This window comes from Actinomyces bouchesdurhonensis (genome assembly GCF_963540955.1).
Lineage (GTDB): Bacteria > Actinomycetota > Actinomycetes > Actinomycetales > Actinomycetaceae > Pauljensenia > Pauljensenia bouchesdurhonensis.
On sequence record NZ_CAUTSL010000038.1, the window covers coordinates 1 to 22647 of the forward strand.

Here is a 22647-nt window from a genome sequence, read left to right on the forward strand (position 1 = left end):
GTAACGACACTGCCGCAGCTGATCTGGGCGATTGCATTCCTGCTCAGCGCTCTCATCGGGCGCTGAGACCAGCCCGGATACCCGGGGAGTCGGACAGGTGACGCTGTTCGGCTCCCCTTTAGTATGCCACATTGGCGTGGCCACGCGGAAGGGGGGCGCGTGCGTTCACGGTGTTACGGGGAGGGACGAAGGAGGAAACATGATGAACCCTACCCCGGATACCCCGACGCTTACGATCTACACGACGCCGAATTGCCCGTCGTGTCGTCTCACGCGCCAGGCATTGGATCGAGCTGGTCTCACTTACGAGGTTGTTGACTTAAGCCGGCGCCCGGATCTCGTTGAGCAGATGCGCAGCGAAGGACTGCTGCAGGCTCCAATCCTTGACGATGGCACCTCGAGGAGCGCGGGTTTTCGCCCCGATCGGATTCGCGCGATCGTCGATGCCGCTACGCCGACGCACCTGACTGCTCGAGGAACTCAGGTCCATGTGTCTGCTCCGGTGGCCGAGGCGCAGGCTCATCGAGGCAGGGCACTGTGAAGAAGGGGCTGGGTGTCTTTGTCGTCGCTCTCTTTGTGCTTCCCGGAGCAGCTCTGATGCCTCTTGCGATGCTCAATGAGTCGAATACGCCAGCTGGGAACGCTCAAGGTGGGAGTGGACGGGTGTCGGGCGTGCCCGAGGAATACCAGGATGCGGTGTGGCGCGCGGGCCACGCGTGCGACATCGTCTCGCCGTCGCTGATCGCAGCGCAGGCTGACCATGAGTCCGCACACACGTGGGACCCTGAGATTACGAGCCCAGCCGGGGCTCGGGGGATCTCTCAGTTCATGTCGGCCACGTGGGCCACCCATGGACGCGATGGGGATGGAGATGGGCGAGCTGACATCACCAACGGGTCTGATTCGATCTATTCGCAAGGCCTGTACATGTGCGAACTCGCTCAGAACATTGACTCCTGGCTTGCCTCCGGCCTCGTCTCAGGGGACCGCGTCGACCTGACTCTCGCGGCATATAACGCGGGGCCGGGCGCGGTGAGGTCCTGGGGCGGGATTCCACCGTTTAAGGAGACACAAGGATACGTAAAGAGTATTCGTGAGGCGCAGGCTAGTTTTGTCGAGACAGTGACCTCGGAGCCCTCGGGTGACGGAACGCTCCTTGCGCAGGCCCGCACTCACCTGGGTACTCCCTACGTGTGGGGCGGGGAAACAAGCGCTGGCGTGGACTGCTCGGGCCTCATCGTGCTGTCTTACGCTGAGCTTGGTCACCCTTTCCCGGCATCGGTGCGCACAGCCGATCAGATCACCAAGAACTCTGACGCGGCACCAATCGCCCGCGATCAGCTTGTCGTTGGCGATATGATCGGATTCTCACACACGCCGGGAGGCTACGTTGATCACATCGGTGTCTATGCCGGCACAGACGCGGCCGGGCACCCGATCATGGTGCATGCACCCGACGTGGGAGGCGTCGTCGAAGAGACGCGCCTCGACACACCGTATTGGCAGGGTATGACGTGGTGGCCGACTCGCCGGGCAGCGTGAGATGGACGCAAATGTGCACGCGATGGGGGATGATCACGGTATGAGCATCAACGACGAGTCTCACCGCAAATCGAGCCCGCCCTGGTCCGCGCAGGAGAGCGGTGACCCAGTGGCACCTCGCGCCTTGTCGATTGACGAGGAGTGGGCGGTGATCATGGCCCTCGATGAGGAACGGGGCCGCGCACACGCGCCTGAGCGGACAGCCGTTGCAGCGCCACCACCCTCACAGACGGATCTGAGCTACCTCGAACCGATCGTTTACCCACACTCATGCACTCCACTTAATCCGTGGCGTGCGCCTGGTCCTACGCCCGTGCCGACGAGGGATCGGTGGCGCTGGAAGTGGTGGCGCTTGTGGGCCCTACCGAGCCTGGCGTTTCTCACGGTCGTTACTGTTGCCGTTGTGCGGCTCTATGGGAGCGCAGTCGACCGTGGTGACCCCAAGTCACTAATCATGCCGTTCCTGTTTCTGGGGACTCTGTGGTGGAACTGCATCATCCACACCCTGTATGTCACCTGCGTCAGGCGCATGAATCCGTCCGTCGGCTTTCATATCGGCGCCGCGATCGCCGCTTTCGTGGTCTCCTCAGTAGCGGCGTTTGTGTGCGTGTGGGCGTTCTTGACGGCCGTGAATCTTGGCGTGGTGGCAGGTGCGTAAACGGCCGATAGCGCACCCGCCACACACCAGCCCTAACGTGAACCGAAAGTCGCCAGAAATCGGGTGCAGAAACCAGGTGCAAATCCGATGGTGCAAAACGATGATGGTTGACCGTTTATGCACCCCGGCATACAATGGAGGCTCACGGCGGCGTTGCCGATCAATCAAGGGAGAACGTTATGGCTAACGATCAGATCCGTACCGATGAGGAAGCACGAGCGTCGATCGCTTTCGCTGACGCTGCGCTCAATCTTGCTGGGCACGTTGTTACTGACGCTCATCTTCGTGACCTTCAGTGGAAGACGGCCACGGGCGAGCTCACGGTCGAAGAAGCAGGTAGTGCGGGAGAAAGGTACCTGTACGAGAAGTTCGGGTATTCCCATGAGTGAGGATCCGAGCTGGGATGAGTATTTCATCCCGGGTACTCAGGTACTGCGCAACAAGTTCACCGGCGGCGGCGAGTTGCCATACGGGGTTGATTCGGAACGCGCGTTGCGAGCGTTGGAGGAACACTGGGCGAGCTTGCGCCTTATCGAGCTCCAAGATAATCCGATCCTGGGGTTGTTTGATTACGACCACATGAAGGCCATTCACCGCCATATCTTCCAGGACGTTTACGAGTGGGCGGGCGTTGAGCGTACGACCCCAATGCTTGGTCCGTTGGTCAAGTATGGACCCGACGTGTCCGGATTCCCTGATTACGATCCGGCTGATCGCTCCGTTGCACACGAGTACTACCGTGCCGGTCCTGAGCTGAGGCGAGCGGCCGAGCGCGAATACGACGCAATTCGTCATGCCGACTACCTGCGCGGCCTGGACGTCGATGATTTCGTCGACGCGCTCGCGCAACGATGGGCCGCCCTCAACCAGGTTCATTCGTTTCGCGAGGGCAACACACGCAGCCAATTTGCGTTCTTCTCAGAGCTCGCTCATCATGCAGGTTATTTCTTGGATGCCGATGCTTTCGCTCCTGTGTCCCAGGCGCAGATCCTCGCGGGAGTGACCAACCCGCTACGCGACGGGCTGGTAGCTGCGCGTTTCTACTACCAGGACCGCCACGATGCCGGTCCTATGGCAGAGGTGCTGTCCTACGCAGTTCGTCCCCTCACCGAGGCAGAGAAGCAGCGCCGACCGATTGTGCCCGTCGAGGCACGTAGGGCTCATGCCGTTACGTCTGCCGCGTTTCCGACGGGGGTGATACCACCCGGTCGCGCGCATGTTCAGCGCACGGATGAGCTGTCGGCACGGCCGTATACGCCGACGCAGTATGACGGGTACACACGTTAGGGTGTGCGGTATTCAGGTTGGGGTCTCAGGAGGTCGGCGTGGCGATCGTTGGGTATGCGCGCGTATCGACGCGTGAGCAGGCCACGGACGCGCAGGAAGCAGAGCTGCGGGCGGCCGGCGCGCAGCGGGTGTTCGTCGACCACGGCGTGAGTTCTCGGCTCGAGCACCGTCCCGCGTGGGATGCGTGCTTGGACTATCTGCGTGAGGGTGATGTGCTTGTTGTCCGTGCACTGGATCGGTTGGCAGGTTCGGAGAGAATAGCGATCGACGTGATCCGCGATCTGGGCAAGCGTGGGGTGCGGCTCCGGTCGCTAACCGAGCCGTTCCTGGACGTCGACGCGTCCACGCCGATGGGGGAAGCGATCATTGGGATCATGGCCGTGTTGGCACAACTACGGGTGTCGACGATTCGGGAGAATACACGCAGGGGACTGGCCCATGCGCGAGCTGAGGGGCGTGTTGGTGGGCGCCGTCCGCGGGTGGCTGGGGACCGCTTGGAGGCTGCTGAAGCGATGTTTCAGGCGGGAATGACGCACAAGCAGATTGCGGCCGCTTTGGGGGTGCATCGGTCGACGGTGACTCGAGCACTCGCCAAGCATCGTGATGGATCCTAGTGGTGCATCCACTTGGGTGGTGGGGTGGTAGCCCAGTGGGCTACCACCCCACCGTGTTGTTATGGGAGGGTTGAGCCGCTGATGAGGAGGGCGAAACCGAGAACGATGAGGGTGAGTGTGTTTGTTCCGATTATCCGGCGCGGTCCTCGTGTGGTCATGATGCGTATGCAGCCGACGATGATGAGTAGGGCGCCGGTGACGCTTGTGAGTGACCTGTATGCGCTGTCGCCGGGGTTGTGGGCGGCGAGGTAGGTTGCGCCGGCGTAGATCGCTGCAGCTACTGCGAGGAAGATACCGATCCCGACGACCTGGTAGATCATGGTGGGAAGACGCCGTTGCGCCGCAGATTCCAAACTGTCATCAGAGTGCATCACTGGCAGCGTGGTGATCGAGTATCCGGTGAGGGCGATGACGATGCCGCACGCGATGTGGAAGAGAATGACGCTGTTCATTGATGTGTCCTTTCAGGGGTTGAGTGAGTCGTCAGGCTTCGGTGTCGGAGCTTCGGAGAGATGCTTTGGGTAGGCGGCCAGGGTCGGGGAATCCTGCACGAGTCAGGTCCGCTTTCGACCAGCCGTTTGAGGTGGCTGCCTTGAATGCGCTCCGATAGGTCGCTACGGCTTCGCCGAGTGCACGAACCGCTGCTTCCCGGTCTTCGTCTTTCTTGAGCAGCTTGTGTAGAGGATCCATGTGCGTCCCTTCGATTCGTGGCACCACCGGGTGTGGCGCCTGGCACTAGTACCGTGTCGGCGTGCGCGCACAAGGAGTACAAGGACGCAAGGGCACTCCCGCAGGCGGAACGGATGAGCAGCGTGGAGCGGCAGTCGTGCCCCCTCCCTTGGGGGCACGGCCCCACCCCAACCAAACCAAAACAACACGAGCACATAGGGGCGCCGTTATCTCCCAGCGTTTCGTTTGTTCACTTGCGCGATGCGAGGACAACAAATGCGCCAGCAAAGCCCACGAAGCCGCGCGGAAGGCACGCAAAGATCGGTCAGAAAGAGCGCGGAGCGTGAGCGTCGAGGGCCCGGACGAACCGCATTCGCGGTCCGCCCGGAACGAAGAAACTGGGCTGAGTTTTCGGGTGCGAACGTCAAGGCCGTGTCCGTGCGCCATCATGCGCGGTCTTCGCTGTATCCCACTACCTGAGATTCGCGTAGCAAGCTGTACAATAATGCATGCATTATTGAGCTTTTTCGCGACAATCTAGACGTCGCATGGCACACTAGAGATGTGGTCCGAAGGATCGCTGCGCTGGGCAATGAATACGGTTGTGGAGGCGAGATCATGAGCAAGGATGCAACGGCTTGTGCCGATGCGTTGCGCGCTCGTGGAGCTCGCAGGTCTTCCAGGCGTTCGGTGCGAGGAATAACGCGCGAACGCATGAGCGTCAACGTGACCAGCTCAGAGCGGGCTCTCATCGAAGAGGGCGCGAAGATCCGAGGTGTGTCCATTTCGCGTTATCTTGTCGATGGAGCGCTGCATCCTGTCACCATTGATGAAAGTGCCGATCAGTCTAACGCCGAGCTTGTTGAGCTTCTGCGCGGATACCGACGCCAGCTTGAGGGCGCGATGACGAACCTGAATCAGATTGCGCACCATGCGAACACGGTGCACGAGGTGCCCGATGATTTTGCGTCAGTCGTGTCGAGCGTGGCCGACACGATCGAAGACATTAACGGCCGCCTCGATGGGGTTCGGCGTGATCCCTAACATCGTTACCGGCGGCGACACCGGTGGGCTCATGCGCTACCTGGTGGGACCAGGGCGCGCCAATGAACACACGAATCCTCACGTGATCGCGGGCTCGCGCGACATCGTGCGCAAGTGGGGTGACTGGGAGACGATCAGCGTCTCGCAGGCCAGCGAGATCGCGACACGGTTGGACGCGTATATGCACGAGACAGGCACCTTCCCTACAGGCAAGGCGCGCCGCTTTAACCCGGCCACCGGGCAGGTGGAGTGGAATGGCGAGATCGAGGCCAACCATGTCTGGCACTGCTCGCTCTCCCTATCGCCAGAAGAAGCTGCCCTTGGTGATGAGGTCTGGGGGCACATCGCCTCAGACTTCATGGACGAGATGGGCTTCACTGGTGCCGATGGAAAAGCGCCATGCCGGTGGGTTGCTATCCATCATGGGAGCGCGAAAAACGGCGGCGACCACATCCACATCGCGGCCACCATCGTGCGCGAGGATGGAACGAAGTGGAGCCCGTGGTACGACCAGCGGCGAGCTCAGAAGGCATGCAACACGCTCGAGCACCGATACGGACTCCTGGTGGTGGAGTCACGCGAGCACGGTCGCGGCTCGAGGTGCGACAGCGCGGCCGCGCAAAACGCCGCGAAGCGCGCGGGCGCGTCGCGCACGGACCGCGCGGTCCTTGAGGAACGTTTGCGAGCGGCTGCAACCGCGGCAGCGAGTGAAGCTGATTTCGTGCGTCGAGCTCGTCGCCTCGGTGTGCGTCTGCACCCCCGGTTCGCGAGCGGGCGCACCGACGTCGTGGTCGGATATTCCGCCGCGCTACGCACCGAAGAAGGCAGCCAGCAGACACGCTGGTGGGGCGGCGGCAGGATCGCCCGCGACCTCACTCTCACACAGCTGCGCACACGCTGGCAGGACACTCCAACGAGCGCCCTCGAGGCCGTCGAAGCGTGGAAGGGCCACTACCCGAAGAAGGCGCCCTACGATGGGCCGCTGTGGGAGGACCGCATTCGCGCCCTCGAGCACTTCCGCACGCACCTCGATCGCCTCTCGCCCACCGACCACGTGGGACTCGCAAACGCTGCAGCCGACATCGCCGGACTCCTGCACGCCCAGGCGATCACGGCACGCACGTCGGGCGGACGGGACATGCTCGAGCGCGCGGCCATCCAGGTGGGCAGGTGCGCGCAGCTCAAAGATCGGCCCGCCGACAAACGATTGGTCGACGTGGGTGCACGCATGGCCTCAGACCTCGCGCTGTCGATCGCCGCCACGTCAAGCCCCCGCATGGCGGCCGTCGCCCTCGCACACGCGACCGTCGATCTCGTACAGGCGATCGCGGATCTTCATGAGGCTGCAGGCCAGGCGGCAACCGCCGCAGCAATTGAGCGCGACGCGCAAGCTGTTTTTGATCGAGTGAACACGTACCCGCGCGTCGACGTCGATGCTCTCACGTCTGCCTATGAGCGTCTAGAGCACACCTCCGCGCCCGCACAGCGCGAGGCCGTACCGCCTCTTCCCCCGCCGCCGGCACCCAGGGAAGACAGCGCGATCGTCCGCGACGCCCAGGCCCTCGCCAACACGTCGGCTGATGATGCTCTTCACCGTGTCCGCGCCGTATTAGACGCGGCCGGCATGCCGCTCGTGTCTTCTCGGCCTCGCGGTGCGCGATCGGGTATTCCGCGTGACGTTCTGGGCGGCCAGCCGCGCACGTTCAAGCCCGCAGCAATAAGCACGAATGAGGCCCAGCGCCTCGCAGCCGAGGCCGCCCAGCAGGCACAACAACACAAGGACACCGGCCCAACCAGGTAAGCCCCTCTGCTGTGCGTGTACGCGCCCACGATGAGTGGTGAGAGGTGCCCAACACGGGTGCCTTCGTGCCGCAAAATTGGAGGGACTCGTATGAACGCGATCGACGTCGGCCGCAATGAGCTTGCGCGCCTCGGACTGCACCCGGGGGCGCGGCATCCAAATGTCGTTGATTCGACTCCGGTCCAGGACGAGGATTCGACGATTTTTTACGACTACTGGACGTTCAACCGGCCAACCGTCATCAAAACGAGCGAAACCGGCCGTCTCCTCGAAGCAACCGTATACGATCCCACGACAACTGATGACGAACAGGCGATCACCGTGGCCGGGGAGGTAGCTTGTCGAGAGTATGTTCGCCAGGCTGTTGCCTGGGAAAGTGACGATGCAGATCGTATTCGCCAGGACGCTGCGCACGCGCACATCATGGCGCGGATCAACGAGTTAGCCGAGGACAACCCCGCCCTCACTACGTGGGCGCTCGCACAAGCTCCCGTCGTCGACATCAACACCGAAGACCTCACGCTCAGTCTCACCGATCTCGGCGGCGACCCCATGATCGACCTTCACACCTCTGGCATCGCTGGGGGTGGGTGGGCGCGCCTCCCCGGACATCATGCACTCGATGAACTCGACAAGCTCATCGCCAGTCCCGGTTTCTCCCGTCTCCCCCACATGATGGGAATACGGCGTGAGAGTCTTACGGCGTTTCTTACCGTTCTCTCTGACGACCTGGACGAGATTCACTACGACGCCATGCATGCGCCGGGAGTTCCCACCCTTGCCCAAGCTATCAAGGCGGCCAACAGAGCACAACCAACCACTGAGGCAGCTGCTCGAGCTACTCAGCGTTCGTCTATTCCCCCTGAGATGCTCGGGAAGATTGCTCCACGTATCGGAAAGCAGGCCGTGCCGACAACACCCATGCGATGGGTCCCATCGTCTGCGATTCACGAAGCTGAAGGGCGATCACTGTGAATGGGCATGACCAGTATGCGGATGTCCCTCCGATTGACGTCGAGCCGCCCGGCGACCTCGAGGACGTGGCGCCCGCCGATCCCTCGAGGGACGAACCGAAGCTGTACTACTCGAGTGTTCACGCGTTCGTCGACGAGTTCCTGACGCAGATCTACGATCGCCCTCTGGGCACCGGCCTCAACTGGTGCTCCGAGTGGTGGAGACACCCCGAGGCGGTCTTCTACCTGACTGCCCTGTGGCACTCATGGGAAGGGCTGCGAGCGTCGGGTGAGCTCACGGCGATGGCCACCTGGTCCGTGCAGTACCTGTACCCGATCATGGATCGCCTCATGGCCGAGAACGGGCCGTTCAAGGGGTGCCAGCCCGATGAGCGACACCGCAAGGGCGAACACAAAGACGACTCGGCGCCCCATCCCGGGCGCGTGCTACCGACGACGCCACCACCGCCCGGGCTCGTCGACGAGCGCCGATAAGGGACGCAGACATGTGGGTGGGGTAGCCATATTGGCTACCCCACCCACACGCGTTCACTCTAGCGGTGCAGTGTGTGCACGTCCTCGAGGGGCGCGGCCGGCACTCGGCCGGCCGGCACACTCACCGACGTCGCCAGCATGTCCTGTGCTGGCGCAGGCTGCGCCTGCGATGCGACTGTGAACGCGTGCACCCCCTCGGCGTCGATGCCGACGTCGAGCAGATGCTGCGCCCAGGCTTGACGTGCCTGCGGGGTATCCCATGCTATCGCGGTAGCGGTGTTGGCGGTCAGCTCAGGCGAATCCAGCGCTTGGACAGACACTGGGGTATCCGGCGCGGTGGCGAGCATCTGTGTCGCCGTATAGATGTCCCCGCGGTCAGGCGCGGGCTTAGGCGCGGCTAACGAGTCCGACATACGAATTTCCTCGAGGATTTCCTCGAGGGATTTCTCGTGTTTTTCCCCGTCGACGAGGGGCGCGGCAGCGGCCAGCTCTGCCACAGACACGAGCGTCATGTCAACGAAGGCTTCCTTGCCGCTGTCGCGGAAGGTCTCGGGGTTTCGCGCGGCCATGCGGGCGCGCTCTTGCTCTTGTGCGCGAGCTTGCGCCTGGCGCTCGAGGCGTTGCCGAGCCTCGAGGGCGACGGCGCGCGCATCCTCGTCGACGTGGGCGAAACGCTCGGCTAAGCCGACTGTTCGAGCTTTTTCTGTGGCGCTGATCGTGGGGTCATCCCACCAGCCGTCGCGGCGTGCCGCACGATAGATCGGTGCTGCGAGACGCCGCTGCTGTTCGGTGACTGTGCGCAGGGCGCGTGCGTGCTCGAGGGAGGCGCGCGCGGCCGCGCGGCGAGCGGCCGCCTCACGCGCGGCGAGCGCACGAGCAATCATGATCGCGGCGCGCATCAGTTGCGCTGCTTGCCTGGATAGGTGTTGCTCGATCTGGTCGGCACTCATGGGTTTCTCCTATCGTTTCTTGGTTTCCCAGTAGGGCACGGTGCGCACGTAGACGGCGGGCGCCCCTGATGCAAACACCCACGCGCGGTTGGGGGGCATGGCCATAAGTTCCGACACCGGGGCAATCGGACGTTGTGCCGCTCCTACAGACACGCTCCTCGAGGTCCCCTGCCGACTTGAGGACGTCTGTACCTGATCGACATACTCCATGCCAATCAGGGTCGACAGAGACTGTAGGAATTTGTCCTCTGAGACGCCGCCACCGTACGCCTTGACGTTTGCGGCGCTCCAGAGTTTGTTCATGCCAGGATCGCCCCAGACGCTAGCGCCCTGGCTCCAGGACTGTAGGAGCGTGTCGACGACGATACCCCGAGACCCGAAGTGGGAGTACAAATCGGGCAGTTCGCGCCACCGGCAGACGTTCGCGGCCTCATCGAGGGCGACAAAGAGCGGGAGAGCGAGCCTGCCACTGGGCTGGGTTTTTGCGTGCTCGAGGGCTGCCTCGATGACCGCGACGGTCAGTGCCGTCACGATCGGGGATGCACTGCCACGGCCCTCCTGAGACAGGCAATACAGCGTATCGGTTGATGCCACAAAGTCGGTGGGGTGAAACTCCATTATGTCGTTCTCGTCGTCCTTCGCTGTCGGTGGTAGGACCCAGCGCAGGGCCGCGTCGTTGAGGATGAAGTTCATCGTTTGGGAGGCGCCGCCATATACGCCGCCTCGGGTTTCTGCTGGAAGATTCATCATCCCGCGCAGTGACTGTGCGGTCATCATCTGCCCGGCGCGCTCAAGGAGCCGCACCGGCTCATCATCGAGGGGCCGTGTCAGCCACTCGTGCACCGTGCGAATGTCTCGGTCACCGAGGGCGGCTGCCAATACAAGCGCAGCGACCAGGTCTTTCGATGCCCCATCGAAGTACGCATCCTTGGTGGCACCTGGATCGCGCTGAGAATCGATGAAGACTTCCGCCAGCGAAATGGCGTCAACGGGGGTCTTCACCCCCGCTAGGATGTTCCACCACCACGATTGGTCTTCACCCGTAATCCCCTGCGGGTCAAAAACCCAGGTTTTCCCGCTCTGAGAGCGCTGTTCTCGAGTAATATCAACGATGTCACGTTTGTTCGAGGTCGCGAGGACTGCGCCGGGCGCTACGAGAATCCTCGGGACCAGCCACGCCGTGGTCTTACCCGTCCTCGGGCCTGCAATCATCAGACACACGAACTCCCAAGACGAAAACAACCACGCATTTCCTCGCACCATGCGCCCGATCGGCAAACCTGGAGAATCGGCCACGACACCCAGCCGGGATGCCTGCGATGCCACCGCACGTTCCCCCAGGACAGCAACCTCACGCCGTGCAGCAGCCTTGCGAGCAACTTGATCTCCGCGCTTACGCCGACGCGAGCCTCGGTGGCGCCACCGGGTGACAGCAACCAGGCCAGCGAAGCCGGTCAAGAGAATGAGGAGAGCGAGAACGGCCACTGCGATCGGCTGCTGACCGCGAATAATCCCGCCTGTCAGTTCCAGAAGATTCGAGGGTAGTTCAATCCCTGTCCACCAGGTGTACAGGGCGCGTGCACCATACAGGCATGCGCCACCGACCCCGAGCGTGATGAGAAGGAGCCAGATGCCTCGGCCGCTATCACTCATGGAATCCCACATGGTGTCACCACCTCTTGTTCGTGTTGGAAAGTTCGTATTCCACCGGCGTGAAGTCAACCTGGAATGGGTACGCCGGGGCGTCCGACGTTTTAAGAAGGAACTTCCCACGGCCGATGGGAGCAGCGCTTCCCCCTGTAATCGGGTCATATTCACCGGGGGCGTTCCATGAGGACACCAAGGATTCCTCACGGCGTGAGAACGCCATGACAGATCTGAGCTCGCGGACCTCTTTGGGGGGAACACCTCCAATGAACAACATTTTCGATCGCTCGATAAAGCCTTGTGCTTTCTGTCGATCAGACACAGACGGTAAGGCCTGGAAGTCTGCCACGGAGTGAGTGATCATGATCTGGCCGACACCCACCGTGCGGTTGAGGCGGGTGAGTGAATCGACGCGCTCGACCATGCCAGGCGAGGACCGTAGAATGCGCCAGAGTTCATCCATGATGAGCTGATAGCGCTGCCGGGCAATCAGGCCCGTGTCGGCGAGAACCTGAGTGACTTCAACGGTGGCAAAACCGTAAGACCAACACGATAGAAGGACTGCTGCTTGCAGGTCCTCGTCGGCGTACATGAGCGAGGACACGTCAAAAACGACGGACGCATCCATCCGCATGGATACGGTTTTCTTCGCTGCGAAGAGTGAGCCGAAGCGGCCCATGAGCAGCGCCTGGAGTGAGGCCTCGAGGTCATTGGTCAGCCGCTCATACTCTCCAGGTTTTCCTTTATCGAGGGCGGCCGCATGGAGCGGCTCAGGCCCCTCTTGGACGACCCGCAGAACATCGGCGAGAGTCGGCGTGCCCACATATGTCTCCTCGAGGACACGGATAGCGGCATCAACAATCGTCTCCTCACGATCGCTCGGCGCCTGCCGTCGAATGATCTGAATCAGCGAGCACACGAGCTGTTTTTTTCGCTCGTGAGCCGCTTCCGTCACTTCCTGTGCCTCGCGGACGTGCCCGGCTGCCCGCAGCATCTCCGCAGCTTCGTCGGCATTACCGCCGTCCAATGGGTTCAGCCCAGTCTTTCCATGTCCGATGGAAATGATCTGCCCGCCGAGCGCGTCGATGACGTCGGCGTATTCGCCTTTGACGTCCCCGACGACCATGGAATGGATACCGAATGCCTCGCCACCGAGAACCATTCTCCTGATCAACGAGGATTTTCCCAGCCCATTCAGACCTAGGACCATGGCCGACGGAGCAGAAATGAGTCCCTTTTGAAACCAGCTGATAGGGTCGGCGCACACCGCGCCAGTCCCGTCCGTCGCCCGCCCAAGGGGAACGCCAACAGGTGGCGGGGTCCCACCCGCAACAAACGGATACAGGCCACACACCTGGACGCTCGTCCCGCGAAAATCGTGAATACGGGGAAGCGGCGTGACGCCACCAGCGCCAGGACGGTTGAGATCCGCGATCGTTATGTTCATGCTCATATCGACCACACCTTTTGCCACGAGGGGACAACGCCCAGGGGAAGGGCAAGTGCAAACGCCGAGTCTTGCGCGCCGTAGGCAGGCCGCATGCGCAACTTCGATGCGGACGCAAGCGACGTGATGGCCGCAGCTGTATCGTCGAGGTCATCCCCCGTCACAGTCGCTGTCACCAGGACTGTGAAGTCCACAAGACCCGCACCGCTGGCTTCCTCCTGCGCGTTCTTTCTCGCGATTGCTACCTCGCGCGCGGCGCGCGCCGTAACTTTCTTCGACATGCCAGCCGCCGCCGCGGCCGTCGTCATATCGCGCTCAACGATGTCACCCGTCATCGCAGCATCAATGGGCCGCAGCAGCAGGGTCACGCGCTTGCGCTCAACATCCCGCGAGATCGAGGTCATCTTCGACAAGACACCCGACTGCACGACTCCCGTCGGCGCCTTAGTCAACACCCAGGTGCGCGACAGGCCCGAATCATGACGGAACGAGTCAAAGGAGACACGGGCACCGACGGGGCCAGCGTCCTCCCAGTCCGATTCGACCTCCTGTCCAGCGGCTGTTGCTTCTTCGAAGAGCGGTTCGGATGCCGGGTCGTATGCAACCCGCACCAAGCGAGTCACGTCGGCGGCTGTGAGGAGGTGGGCAGGTCCCGTCCCGGCCGCCGCCAGCGAGTGCGTCAAGTAGGGCAGGCGTGTCCCGATCTCACGGGCAACCTGGTCGGTTGACCGCTTCTTCACGCTCATGCGCTTCGTATCGAAGGTGAGCGTCACTGTGCAGCGCAGCTGCGCCGCCCCCGCGCGATACTGCGAGACAGCCTCGCGCACCACGCTCAGCGCGATCGCCGGAGCATTTGCATCGAGGCGAGCATTCACCTGCCGTTCGAGAGACCCACCCGTATCGGGCACCGTCTCCACACAGACACTGGCCTGAGCGATACCGATTTCGCTTCCCAGGTCGGCAAGCCAGGCACCCCAGTGTGCGACCTGTTGGTCGATGCGTTCCTGATCAACCAGGGCAATACCAGAGGGTGAGACCCCCATGATGACACTCACGTGAGCGTTGCCGTGGTGGATGAGGGCAAACGGGCGATCGTACGAATCAACGTGCTCGCTGATGCGCGATCCCGAGAGCAGGCCAGGAAGGCGCGCGCGCCCACCCGGGACAACGCCGATCGGCCCGGACCTGTACACGGTACGTCGAGATCGACGGCGCCGAGCAAACGACACACGCTCCATCCCTCTTTCCCAGATGCTCACGCCATGGGCGTCTCTGATTTCCATCGCCCCGAGGACCAACAGCCCCGACAGCAGCAGTGCCGCTGCGTGCGCGAGCCCAAGCGATCCGTAGACGAGGATTGACACGATGAGCAGTGCAAGTAGCGCCATCGTCTGGACGAAGCTCAGTTTGCCCAGGCCCGCCAGGCGTGGGTGACGCCAGTTCCCATACGTACGGATCTTTGTCTCTGTTGCACCGCTCGTGCTCATTCTTCTGTTCCTTCCGCACTGGTTTCGACCATGTCGCTGATGCCTTGTTGTGCCTGCGAGGCGCCTTCTGCGACGGCCTGCACGATGAGAGCCGCGCCGCCAGTAGCCGCTCCAGCAGCCGCACCGCCTGCAGCGGCACCACCTTCGGCCGCCCCGGCAGCCGCACCGCCTGCAGCGGCCCCACCTTCGGCCGCCCCGGCAGCCGCCCCACTGGCTGCACCGGCGCCCGCATTCGAGCCCACCGCTCCCGCGTCGGGTGCAGCAGTAGCGCCTGACGGAGACCCTGCTCCTCCTGGTCCACCGTCATGAGGTGACGGCGCCGGTGGCGCATCTGCCGATACATGCCCCCTATGCATCACGTCGACCGCGCCCGAGGCGACCGTCGCTGCTCCAGCTGCAGCGCCGCCGACCCCGCCCATTGAGGAAGCAATCATCGCTCCCGTGGGCATGAGCAGCCCCACGAGCGCAAACGGACACACGGCCGCGAAAACCATGAGCATGACACCGACCAGAAAAGAAACAAACCCCTCCAGGCCACTCTCCGACGTCAGGAAAAGGATTGTTGTCGCATAAATGATCGACACTGCTAACTTGTAGAGGACAAGCCCTGAGAAGAAACCCAGGACTTTCCCCGCCCACGCACGCCCCCAGGACGTGCCAATCGTTGAAGCAATAATGGGCGCCAACCCCATGATCACCATAAGCAGCACCGACCGAATCCAGATCATCGCCATCTGGACAACGTTGGCGAGGATCCCCGCCAACGCAAGCAAGACAACAGGAACCGTGCCACCGGGAATTTGTTCACTCTCCCATAGAACCGGAATGATTTGCTTACCGAAAGTTTCGGCACTTTCTTCCGTCACCGTATTCAAGAGCCAGATGGCTGTACCATCAAAGATACTGATGAGAGTTGATGCCAACGTAAGCCCAGCACCCGACACAACCACGACTGTGACAAGAGATTGCGCAACTTGGCGCAGTGATTCGCCACGACCATCGATAATGACTTTGATTCCAGCGAATATGAGGGACGCAATCATCACGGCAGCCAGGAGAAATCGCAGGTAATCCTGCAACTTATACGCTGGCGAAGACGTGATAAAGAGCGACGGAACAGGCGCTTTCACCCACCATGTTCCCAGGTTGAGGATGATCTCTCCCAACGACGTTGTCGCCTCGTTAACAAGGCTTTCGAGAGCACCCACGCTAGTTCACGCTCCACGGGGTGACCCGTGTCTTCGCTTCATCCGTGAGTTCACCGATTCCCCAGGCGTCAGAGGTTTCAGGGTAGACGACTTTCCAGTCTTTCACCCACGTCATGCGCAGTGGCATGGTGAGCGTTTTCGGCTCATCTCCGAGAGTAAAGGTATAGACAACAAGCACATTGTTCTCATCACGGATTTCGTAGTAGTAGCCCGTGATATGGGCTTGCTGCATGGCGTAGACACCGGAATGAGAGCGACTCGAGTCAAAAACCTTACCGGCGAGTGTGCCATCTGAATTATCTGCAAGGTCCATCGCGATCGAGTCACGCCGTTCGGTATCCCAAGTTGAATGCAGGAGAAAGTTCGCACCAGAGGTAATAGCGCCCTCCACCGTATGTGAGTAGCAGTACGACAGATTTGTGCGATCCATAGCAGCGAAGGGACCCGCCTTAGTTGCAACCTCGACCGACCGACCTCCCTGGACAGTGCTCACATGGGTCGCTCGAGGCGTTTGACCCAGCGGCAACATATTGACCTCGTCGACGTAACACGGCTGCGAAATGTAGTCCATTCCGAGCACCCCCTCCGTGGGGGTCGGGGAGGGCATGAGCGATGGCGACGCACTCGGTGACGGCGTGATCACCGTTGGCCTGCCGGTCGGCAGGCCTGACTGATTCGACGGCTGCTCACTGGAGCCGCGCATTGCCAACCCCATTCCCAGCCCAATACCCATCGCCACAACGACAATGACAACCAGACCGGAGGCAATCACCCAAGGGGACGCGAATGGACTCCGTTCCCTTTCCTCATCGCTCTCGCTCATCACATCGCTCCTTTAAACAAACTGCTGAATGATGATTGGTGCCGATACAACGATGAGTACACCGGCAATGACCCAACCAACCCTCTCGGCCGCTTCGCCACCGTCACCAGGTCCTCTCTTGTTGTGAAGGGCAATCATGGCACCGACCATAATTAGCCCGAGTAGCCCACAAATAATGCCAAGCCACATCGCGTTACCCAAAAGGTCATTAATCTTAACCGTCAGTCCAGGAATGGACTTCGGTGAGGGGGTGGGAACCACAGGCGGATTAGTATTAGTATCAGTCCCAAGTAGCGTGGCCAGTCGCGTCATAATCATCAGAGTGTCCTTTCAGTCCACGCCGCCACGGTGACGGCGATCTTGTTAATACGACGCGAATGATCGGCATTCACATCGCTCTCCCTGGCGAAGCGCCACTGCGCCTGCCACGGAACGAATGTGTAGCGGGGGAATGCTCCCGACGTGATCTGGAGTTGCTCACGAAGCTCACGAGGGAGACGCCCAGGGGCATCCGCCCCCACAACGAGGCCGACAAGCTGCCCAGGTAACGCTCCCGACGCCCACTCGATAGCCACGTCCTGCGCGGCACGCAGCCCCGCCGCAGTTGAGCGACAACAGACAACGATGCTCAGCGCTCGCGATGGATTGACGTGCTGCGGCCACGCAACACCAGCATCACCGGCACCAAGCAGATGCGCCCACGTCGAGGCTCCTGCGCCGCCGTGAGCCCCCACCATCCACAGGAGGGGCGCGCCGTCGACGGTGGAGCGCCGGATGTGGCGCCGAACGGTAAGCCCATCGACACCCGGGGCCCACGGGCGCGCAGCGGCCACAACTGCCGGGGGCGGAATCGGCACAGGCGAGCCTTGAGGGGCCTGCCACGATTCTTGTGCAGGTGAGGCCTGATCTAGATGCGGACAAGACGGCATGTGCGCTCCTCTCTCTACGCCCTATCCGTCAGCACGTACACGCACACCGACGTGCACGCCGACAACCAGCCAAGATGGCATCATTAATGACAGACCGTTTGACACCTCTAGGAGCACCCCTCATGAACCACGACTCCCAGCCCGAACGCCTCCAATACTGGGCCGTCACCTTCGACGGCCGCCCTCCCGGCGCCGGCGGCCAGCTCAACACCGCAGGCTGGCCCTCAACCGACCGCGCCTACGCGATCGCACAAGCCATCGACAAAGCGATGCGCCAAGGCATCGACATGTCACGCATGCGTGTCTTCCAGCGCCTCGAGATCACCGTCAAAAGCGAATGGGTCGAAGACGACGCCACCATCGACGACCAAGAACTCATTGACGACATCATCAAAGACATTCAGCAAATCGACGGCCACACATTTCCTGACCAACCATAAAAACCCCGAAAATCCAACAAAAGTGGAGCTATCTGACACTTTTGTCAGGCACCTCAACCACACCCATGTGATCTACGCAATAAGCAACGTCTTGCGCCACGCGGCTGCGACGACAGCGGCCTGTTCAGCCAGCGATTGCTGATCAGCATCAAGAGCGTTCAACACCGTCCCACGTCGCGACCCAACCAGGAGCGTCATCCACGCGCGGGCAGCTGTAGGACTCACCCCCAGAGATGCAAGCGTGGCGTCGCGCGCGGCCATCGTATGAGCATTCCCGACCGAGACATGAGCCGCGATCTGCGCGACACGCACACTGCCCGCCCACGCGAGCGTCGACGGCATACCCGCCTCACGCAACGCGTCAATCACGCGCACAAAAGGCCCCGTCAGCTCATCAATCCCCACATACAGCTCCCCAGCCCCACCAGCGAAGGGCGAACCCCCTTCGGGCACAACCCCCGTAGTGGTCACAGCGCCCCGGTCCTCCAAGCTCGCCAACGACTCCTCCGCAACTGCGCACTCCACGGCCCGCGACCACACTGCCCACGGGCGGCGGGCACGAATCATCGACGCGGCGGACGCACGCGCCTCCAACCACGCCAACGTCAAGACATCAACCAAAGCATCCGACACCGACTCCCCCTCGAACCGCGCCTGGCGAACCGCGAGACGCCCAAATTGCTTGGGGCCATGCTCCAGTAACGTCACAGCTAACCGGCTCGCCCCCTGCCCAACCCAGCCCGCCTGACAGGCCTCAACAAGGACCGCGCGCAGCCCCTCATTATCATCCGGGTCAACCGCGCCTCCAGTGAAGACATCAACGACGACACCCAGGCTCTGCATCCGATCACGGGTCCGCTCCACGGCACCCGCGGGATCACGGACCAGCTGGAATCGTGACGGCGCGCGATGCCCCGCCTCTCGGCGCCCCTCACGCACAATCAGCGCACGATCCTCGAGCTCCGCTAGACCACGCCACACCGTCCGGCGAGACCGGTCTGTCGTCTCAGCCAACCAGCTGATCTCCACGATCGCGGCCCCCCGATCATCCGCCAAGGAAGCCAGCTCACGCAAACACGCGCGGGCTGAAACCCCCAAACCTCGCTGAGCCCGCGCCCACGCAGGCCAAGACAAAACCACATCCACCATCTCTCAGGCCACCTCCCCATCCACGTGTTCAGCAATCACACGACGCGCGATCTGCTCCCCCGAAGCTGCGAGCACCTCCAGCAGCGCCGACGGTGACGGCTTCCCACCGTGGGGGTTCTCCCGATGCCAGGCATCCGCGAGAGCCTGACGAACAGCTAGCTCCACCCTCGCGCACCGAGCGGGCGACAACCCCGTGGCCAGCCGCGTCACAAGATCATGAATGCTCATGTGCACCACCGACGGGACTGTCTGCGCTTCCCGCGCATCCACCACAGCGGCGCGCTGACTTGCCAGGCGCTCACGCTCACGCGAGGCAGCCGCAGCCTGAGCCCGAGGAGACTCCCCCACAGCCACCAGACGGCGAAGCCGCGAAGCCACAAGACCCGACATCCGAGCAACGCGATCAGGCAACGGCGAATCCAGCAACCGCTTGATCTCCCCCGACGTCCAGCCGGCATCCAGCCGCTCACGCAGCAAACCAACCACAAGACCGAGACCCCGCGCGTCCATCACACGCAGCGACTCAGGTACGCACGCCGCCAAAATCGCCAGATCAGCCTCTGAGGCGCTTTCAGCACCCCGATCACCCCCAGGCATAGCCGCAGGGCCTTTCGCGCTCCTAGGGGGCTTCTGAGTGGCTTTACAGGCCGCTTGGGGTGCCGCTGTCGTCACCGGCGACGCAGCCTCCCCCTCGACAACCGCCTCATCGGCACAGCCGTTCCCCGACCCAACCGAACCCTGCCCCTCACCCGGCGAGGTCAGACTGGTCGACCTCTGGGGCGGGTGGGGGTGGGGTTGGGTTAGGTCTTCTTTAGAAGACTTGGTATCCCGTAGGGATAGTGCCGCGCTCGACCGTGCTGCGGTGGAGCGCTGCACGGTGCGACCTGCGGTTTTACCCTGTTTTCCCTGGTCGCACCGTGCGGCACCTGTTGCCGCACGGTGGGAGGCGCGCCCGTCAGACCGTGCGGCACCTGTTGCCGCACGGTGCGACCTGCGCAAACGCTCCCCCTCATCAGCAAGCTCCGGATCCGGGGACGCCGCCCCCTCCAACAGGTAATCCCCCTGCGACTGTTCGAGGGCCACCACGCGCGCTTGCTGCGGGGTCATCGGCTCGTCAGAGAAGATCGTGAGCGTACGCACCCGCCCCGACGACTTGCGTAACGTGAAACGGAACCGGTAGCCCACTGCCTCCAACTCCCGCATCGCCGCCCGCACGGCCTTCTCCCCCAGCCCCCGGCCAACGAACGCCCGATACCCCAAGTTCGCGCCCTCCGGAGACGCCAACGCGCGCGCCAGGATCCCCAGCGCCGCATACGAGATCCGCTCATCAAAAACGACCTCATTACGCAACGCAGTCGCCCCACGCCGCACGACGAAGTACTCGCCCATCACTGCTCCCCTCCACGAGGACCCACGCACGCTCCACTCAGACGCGCGCGGGCGGGTTTACGGTGGTACCGGGGCGGCGCCAGCCGCCTGCAAACAAGATGAAGAACAACCAGAAGGAGGTCATCGGCATGGATACCACCCGCGAATGGTTCGTTGAGCCGGAGGGCGACAGGACTTTCACCATCGATGGAACCGACTACAACGTCACACAGGAGGAGTTCGATCGGGCCGCACGGGAGCTGACGAAGATTGCCCAAACCGGCCACGGGCACCTCACCCTCGAAACCGTCGACAAAACCGTGTACGACCTGTGGTTCATCCACGGAACTATCGTCACGGCCTGACCGCCGCGGCCACGTCGGCGCAGTAAGCACTGGGACATCGCGAACCTGACCCACGCCCAGTGCCCCGCCCACCGAACGGGCCGGGCACGCACGGCATCTTTTACGATGGCCTGGAGGCAGTGCCACCTGCCTCCAGGTCGGCGCCCGGTCGCTGCGTTCCACGACTACCTCACCCCCCTACCCAAACCAGGCAGCGGAACATCCAACAATGACCGACTCCTAGGCTCCCCCGTAGACTCTGCGTTTAGTTCACGCATTGCCGCCTCGACAGCTCGAGCTGAGAAACGCAGCTGCCCAGAAGGCAGTTGGGTCGCCGGGAGCCTTCCCGCGGCAACCCAACGGCGCACCGTACTAGCGGCCACACTGTAACGCTGAGCAACTTCACCGGTTTTAAGCAACTCATCTGGTTGCATTGGGCGCGACTTCATGAATGTAATGATCTACCACAGCCCAGTTGCTGTCAATGGATGCAGTTGCACTAGTTGCACCAAATCGATACAGTTGCAGATATGACAGCCCAAGAACTTGGAACAATGAGCGCGGATAGAGCAATTGGCCTGGCCGTCAACCAGCAGATCTTCGCGCGCGGAATGCAGGCTCAGGAACTCGCAGCACCTCTCAGGCTGACAAAATCGTCGGTGAGCCGGAAACTGCGAGGCAATGTCTCATGGTCAGCTGACGAAGTGCTGCGCACAGCCATGTTCTTTGGCATCGAGCCCGCCGACCTCATGCCCACCCCCGACGGGAACGGCGGCTGGATCCCGGCGCCTTTCAAACCTGCCAGGCGGCGAGATGCTGATGCATTGGTGCCCCAAGTCGGGCTTGAACCGACGACCCACGGATTATGAGTCCGCTGCTCTGACCGACTGAGCTATTGGGGCGTGGCTATCTTAGCGGAGGAAGGCGGCACTCTTCCACCGGCGCCCTCTCCTTGATCTGTCGGTCACGCTACAGCGACATAGGACCTTAGTCATGCCTACGGTGATTTAACAAGGTCACAGCCAGCTATTGTAAGGAGATGGCATGAACGTCGCGGAACAGATCGTGGCTCAGCTCGTCGACGCGGGAGTCCACCGGATCTACGGCATCGTCGGCGATTCGCTCAACCCGATCGTGGATGCCGTGCGCAAGACCGGCGGCTCGGCGAAGGGCGGCATCGACTGGATCCACGTGCGCCACGAGGAGGCGGCGGCGTTCGCGGCTTCGGCTGAGGCTCAGCTTACGGGCAAGCTCGCCGTGTGCGCGGGTTCGTGCGGCCCGGGCAACCTGCACCTCATCAACGGCCTGTACGACGCGAACCGCACGGGCGCACCCGTCCTGGCCATTGCCTCGCACATCCCGAGCGTCCAGATTGGTTCCACCTACTTCCAGGAGACGCACCCGGATCGCGTCTTCGAGGAGTGCTCGGTCTACAACGAGCTCATCTCCTCCGCGGCCCAGTCCCCGCGCACCGTGAACTCCGCGATCCGCCACGCGGTCGGCCTGGGAGGCGTCGCGGTCATCACGCTGCCCGGAGACATCACCGACCTCAAGGCCGTCGAGCACGTTCCCACCTATGCGCCCGTGCGCCCGGCGACGCTGACCCCGAACCCGGCGGACATCGACGAGGCCGCGGCGCTCCTCAACAAGGCGGACAAGGTCGCGATTTTCGCCGGCGCGGGCGTTGAGGGCGCCCACGACGAGGTCATCGCCCTGGCCGACGCGCTCAAGGCACCAATCGGCCACTCGCTGCGCGGCAAGCACTTCATCCAGTACGACAACCCCTTCGACG

27 protein-coding genes and 1 tRNA gene are annotated in these 22647 nt (G+C 62.4%); 14 read left to right on the forward strand and 14 right to left on the reverse strand.

All coding sequences use genetic code 11. The features are described 5' to 3' along the window. Window positions 1-199: 199 nt before the first annotated feature. The 6 genes from RYL44_RS07135 (at window position 200) to RYL44_RS07160 (ending at window position 4101) form a co-directional block, all read left to right on the forward strand. Window positions 200-541, forward strand: coding sequence for a glutaredoxin family protein (locus RYL44_RS07135; RefSeq protein WP_314975530.1), 342 nt, complete (start codon window positions 200-202; stop codon window positions 539-541). Next, window positions 538-1542 carry a C40 family peptidase gene (locus RYL44_RS07140; RefSeq protein WP_314975531.1) on the forward strand — a complete coding sequence of 335 codons (1005 nt, stop codon included), beginning with the start codon at window positions 538-540 and terminating at the stop codon, window positions 1540-1542. Before RYL44_RS07135 ends, RYL44_RS07140 begins: the two co-directional genes overlap by 4 nt. Window positions 1543-1996: 454 nt before the next feature. Continuing rightward, complete coding sequence (locus RYL44_RS07145) at window positions 1997-2200, forward strand: hypothetical protein (protein ID WP_314975532.1); 204 nt, start codon at window positions 1997-1999, stop codon at window positions 2198-2200. A gap of 179 nt (window positions 2201-2379) precedes the next feature. Beyond that, window positions 2380-2589, forward strand: a complete 210-nt coding sequence (locus RYL44_RS07150; protein WP_016460344.1) for a hypothetical protein — start codon at window positions 2380-2382, stop codon at window positions 2587-2589. Next, window positions 2582-3487 carry a Fic/DOC family protein gene (locus RYL44_RS07155; protein WP_314975533.1) on the forward strand — a complete coding sequence of 302 codons (906 nt, stop codon included), beginning with the start codon at window positions 2582-2584 and terminating at the stop codon, window positions 3485-3487. Before RYL44_RS07150 ends, RYL44_RS07155 begins: the two co-directional genes overlap by 8 nt. A 38-nt stretch (window positions 3488-3525) precedes the next feature. Further along, entirely contained in the window at window positions 3526-4101 is a 576-nt protein-coding gene (locus RYL44_RS07160) for a recombinase family protein (protein ID WP_314975534.1), read from the forward strand. Window positions 4102-4160: 59 nt separating this feature from the next. Here the strand turns inward: RYL44_RS07160 and RYL44_RS07165 are convergent, their stop codons facing one another. Next, entirely contained in the window at window positions 4161-4553 is a 393-nt protein-coding gene (locus tag RYL44_RS07165; RefSeq protein WP_314975535.1) for a hypothetical protein, read from the reverse strand. A 31-nt stretch (window positions 4554-4584) separates the two neighbouring features. Next, on the reverse strand, window positions 4585-4791 hold the full coding sequence (locus RYL44_RS07170; protein ID WP_314975536.1) for a hypothetical protein: 207 nt from the start codon (window positions 4789-4791) through the stop codon (window positions 4585-4587). A 693-nt stretch (window positions 4792-5484) separates the two neighbouring features. On the opposite strand from RYL44_RS07170, the gene RYL44_RS07175 reads away from it, so the two are divergent. From RYL44_RS07175 to RYL44_RS07190, 4 genes are all read left to right on the forward strand, one after another. Further along, entirely contained in the window at window positions 5485-5814 is a 330-nt protein-coding gene (locus tag RYL44_RS07175) for a plasmid mobilization protein (RefSeq protein WP_314975537.1), read from the forward strand. After that, window positions 5804-7615, forward strand: a complete 1812-nt coding sequence (locus RYL44_RS07180; RefSeq protein WP_314975538.1) for a relaxase/mobilization nuclease domain-containing protein — start codon at window positions 5804-5806, stop codon at window positions 7613-7615. Before RYL44_RS07175 ends, RYL44_RS07180 begins: the two co-directional genes overlap by 11 nt. 90 nt (window positions 7616-7705) lie before the next feature. Next, the gene (locus RYL44_RS07185) at window positions 7706-8590 is read left to right on the forward strand and encodes a hypothetical protein (protein WP_314975539.1); all 885 of its coding nucleotides are present in this window, start codon (window positions 7706-7708) and stop codon (window positions 8588-8590) included. Next, window positions 8587-9063 carry a DUF4913 domain-containing protein gene (locus RYL44_RS07190; protein ID WP_314975540.1) on the forward strand — a complete coding sequence of 159 codons (477 nt, stop codon included), beginning with the start codon at window positions 8587-8589 and terminating at the stop codon, window positions 9061-9063. The genes RYL44_RS07185 and RYL44_RS07190 overlap by 4 nt, the downstream gene beginning before the upstream one ends. Window positions 9064-9122: 59 nt before the next feature. Here RYL44_RS07190 and RYL44_RS07195 read toward each other — a convergent pair whose 3' ends face one another. From RYL44_RS07195 to RYL44_RS07230, 8 genes are read right to left on the reverse strand one after another with little or no spacing between them, the layout of a single operon-like run. After that, the gene (locus RYL44_RS07195) at window positions 9123-10013 is read right to left on the reverse strand and encodes a hypothetical protein (protein ID WP_314975541.1); all 891 of its coding nucleotides are present in this window, start codon (window positions 10011-10013) and stop codon (window positions 9123-9125) included. A gap of 9 nt (window positions 10014-10022) precedes the next feature. Further along, window positions 10023-11666 carry a type IV secretory system conjugative DNA transfer family protein gene (locus RYL44_RS07200; RefSeq protein WP_314975542.1) on the reverse strand — a complete coding sequence of 548 codons (1644 nt, stop codon included), beginning with the start codon at window positions 11664-11666 and terminating at the stop codon, window positions 10023-10025. A gap of 16 nt (window positions 11667-11682) precedes the next feature. Next, window positions 11683-13113 carry an ATP/GTP-binding protein gene (locus tag RYL44_RS07205; RefSeq protein WP_314975543.1) on the reverse strand — a complete coding sequence of 477 codons (1431 nt, stop codon included), beginning with the start codon at window positions 13111-13113 and terminating at the stop codon, window positions 11683-11685. After that, window positions 13110-14594, reverse strand: a complete 1485-nt coding sequence (locus RYL44_RS07210) for an SCO6880 family protein (RefSeq protein WP_314975544.1) — start codon at window positions 14592-14594, stop codon at window positions 13110-13112. Before RYL44_RS07210 ends, RYL44_RS07205 begins: the two co-directional genes overlap by 4 nt. Continuing rightward, window positions 14591-15802: a hypothetical protein gene (locus RYL44_RS07215; RefSeq protein ID WP_314975545.1), complete on the reverse strand. Its 1212-nt coding sequence runs from the start codon at window positions 15800-15802 to the stop codon at window positions 14591-14593. Before RYL44_RS07215 ends, RYL44_RS07210 begins: the two co-directional genes overlap by 4 nt. 1 nt (window position 15803) lies before the next feature. After that, the gene (locus RYL44_RS07220) at window positions 15804-16625 is read right to left on the reverse strand and encodes a DUF8175 domain-containg protein (protein ID WP_314975546.1); all 822 of its coding nucleotides are present in this window, start codon (window positions 16623-16625) and stop codon (window positions 15804-15806) included. A gap of 12 nt (window positions 16626-16637) precedes the next feature. After that, window positions 16638-16943 carry a hypothetical protein gene (locus tag RYL44_RS07225; RefSeq protein ID WP_314768935.1) on the reverse strand — a complete coding sequence of 102 codons (306 nt, stop codon included), beginning with the start codon at window positions 16941-16943 and terminating at the stop codon, window positions 16638-16640. Beyond that, window positions 16943-17482, reverse strand: coding sequence for a DUF6668 family protein (locus tag RYL44_RS07230; protein WP_314975547.1), 540 nt, complete (start codon window positions 17480-17482; stop codon window positions 16943-16945). Before RYL44_RS07230 ends, RYL44_RS07225 begins: the two co-directional genes overlap by 1 nt. 194 nt (window positions 17483-17676) lie before the next feature. Between RYL44_RS07230 and RYL44_RS07235 the strand changes: the two genes are divergently transcribed. Next, a complete protein-coding gene (locus RYL44_RS07235; RefSeq protein ID WP_314975548.1) occupies window positions 17677-17994 on the forward strand; it encodes a hypothetical protein in 318 nt (105 codons plus the stop codon). A gap of 72 nt (window positions 17995-18066) precedes the next feature. Here RYL44_RS07235 and RYL44_RS07240 read toward each other — a convergent pair whose 3' ends face one another. Next, the gene (locus RYL44_RS07240; RefSeq protein WP_314975549.1) at window positions 18067-19008 is read right to left on the reverse strand and encodes a hypothetical protein; all 942 of its coding nucleotides are present in this window, start codon (window positions 19006-19008) and stop codon (window positions 18067-18069) included. A gap of 138 nt (window positions 19009-19146) precedes the next feature. After that, entirely contained in the window at window positions 19147-20532 is a 1386-nt protein-coding gene (locus RYL44_RS07245) for a hypothetical protein (protein WP_314975550.1), read from the reverse strand. 128 nt (window positions 20533-20660) lie between these two features. Between RYL44_RS07245 and RYL44_RS07250 the strand changes: the two genes are divergently transcribed. After that, complete coding sequence (locus tag RYL44_RS07250; protein WP_314975551.1) at window positions 20661-20876, forward strand: hypothetical protein; 216 nt, start codon at window positions 20661-20663, stop codon at window positions 20874-20876. Window positions 20877-21040: 164 nt separating this feature from the next. On the opposite strand, the gene RYL44_RS10230 is transcribed toward RYL44_RS07250, so the two are convergent. Then, on the reverse strand, window positions 21041-21304 hold the full coding sequence (locus RYL44_RS10230; RefSeq protein WP_390883811.1) for a helix-turn-helix domain-containing protein: 264 nt from the start codon (window positions 21302-21304) through the stop codon (window positions 21041-21043). Window positions 21305-21409: 105 nt separating this feature from the next. Here RYL44_RS10230 and RYL44_RS10235 point away from each other — a divergent pair, with 105 nt between their 5' ends. Then, on the forward strand, window positions 21410-21724 hold the full coding sequence (locus tag RYL44_RS10235) for a helix-turn-helix domain-containing protein (protein WP_390883812.1): 315 nt from the start codon (window positions 21410-21412) through the stop codon (window positions 21722-21724). On the opposite strand, the gene RYL44_RS07255 is transcribed toward RYL44_RS10235, so the two are convergent. Next, a tRNA-Ile gene (locus RYL44_RS07255) sits at window positions 21681-21757 on the reverse strand. The genes RYL44_RS10235 and RYL44_RS07255 overlap by 44 nt on opposite strands. A gap of 142 nt (window positions 21758-21899) precedes the next feature. Here RYL44_RS07255 and RYL44_RS07260 point away from each other — a divergent pair. Then, the coding region (locus RYL44_RS07260; RefSeq protein WP_314975552.1) for a thiamine pyrophosphate-binding protein at window positions 21900-22647 on the forward strand (748 nt) is incomplete at its 3' end.

Excerpts from the sequence above, each read along its gene's own strand:
- RYL44_RS07135 (WP_314975530.1), top strand. The coding sequence starts at position 200 with ATGATGAACCCTACCCCGGATACCCCGACGCTTACGATCTACACGACG.
- RYL44_RS07145 (WP_314975532.1), top strand. The coding sequence starts at position 1,997 with ATGCCGTTCCTGTTTCTGGGGACTCTGTGGTGGAACTGCATCATCCAC.
- RYL44_RS07150 (WP_016460344.1), top strand. The coding sequence starts at position 2,380 with ATGGCTAACGATCAGATCCGTACCGATGAGGAAGCACGAGCGTCGATC.
- RYL44_RS07155 (WP_314975533.1), top strand. The coding sequence starts at position 2,582 with ATGAGTGAGGATCCGAGCTGGGATGAGTATTTCATCCCGGGTACTCAG.
- RYL44_RS07165 (WP_314975535.1), bottom strand. The coding sequence starts at position 4,553 with ATGAACAGCGTCATTCTCTTCCACATCGCGTGCGGCATCGTCATCGCC.
- RYL44_RS07170 (WP_314975536.1), bottom strand. The coding sequence starts at position 4,791 with ATGGATCCTCTACACAAGCTGCTCAAGAAAGACGAAGACCGGGAAGCA.
- RYL44_RS07175 (WP_314975537.1), top strand. The coding sequence starts at position 5,485 with ATGAGCGTCAACGTGACCAGCTCAGAGCGGGCTCTCATCGAAGAGGGC.
- RYL44_RS07185 (WP_314975539.1), top strand. The coding sequence starts at position 7,706 with ATGAACGCGATCGACGTCGGCCGCAATGAGCTTGCGCGCCTCGGACTG.
- RYL44_RS07195 (WP_314975541.1), bottom strand. The coding sequence starts at position 10,013 with ATGAGTGCCGACCAGATCGAGCAACACCTATCCAGGCAAGCAGCGCAA.
- RYL44_RS07200 (WP_314975542.1), bottom strand. The coding sequence starts at position 11,666 with ATGAGTGATAGCGGCCGAGGCATCTGGCTCCTTCTCATCACGCTCGGG.
- RYL44_RS07205 (WP_314975543.1), bottom strand. The coding sequence starts at position 13,113 with ATGAGCATGAACATAACGATCGCGGATCTCAACCGTCCTGGCGCTGGT.
- RYL44_RS07210 (WP_314975544.1), bottom strand. The coding sequence starts at position 14,594 with ATGAGCACGAGCGGTGCAACAGAGACAAAGATCCGTACGTATGGGAAC.
- RYL44_RS07220 (WP_314975546.1), bottom strand. The coding sequence starts at position 16,625 with ATGAGCGAGAGCGATGAGGAAAGGGAACGGAGTCCATTCGCGTCCCCT.
- RYL44_RS07225 (WP_314768935.1), bottom strand. The coding sequence starts at position 16,943 with ATGATTATGACGCGACTGGCCACGCTACTTGGGACTGATACTAATACT.
- RYL44_RS07235 (WP_314975548.1), top strand. The coding sequence starts at position 17,677 with ATGAACCACGACTCCCAGCCCGAACGCCTCCAATACTGGGCCGTCACC.
- RYL44_RS07245 (WP_314975550.1), bottom strand. The coding sequence starts at position 20,532 with ATGGGCGAGTACTTCGTCGTGCGGCGTGGGGCGACTGCGTTGCGTAAT.
- RYL44_RS07250 (WP_314975551.1), top strand. The coding sequence starts at position 20,661 with ATGGATACCACCCGCGAATGGTTCGTTGAGCCGGAGGGCGACAGGACT.
- RYL44_RS10230 (WP_390883811.1), bottom strand. The coding sequence starts at position 21,304 with ATGAAGTCGCGCCCAATGCAACCAGATGAGTTGCTTAAAACCGGTGAA.
- RYL44_RS10235 (WP_390883812.1), top strand. The coding sequence starts at position 21,410 with ATGAGCGCGGATAGAGCAATTGGCCTGGCCGTCAACCAGCAGATCTTC.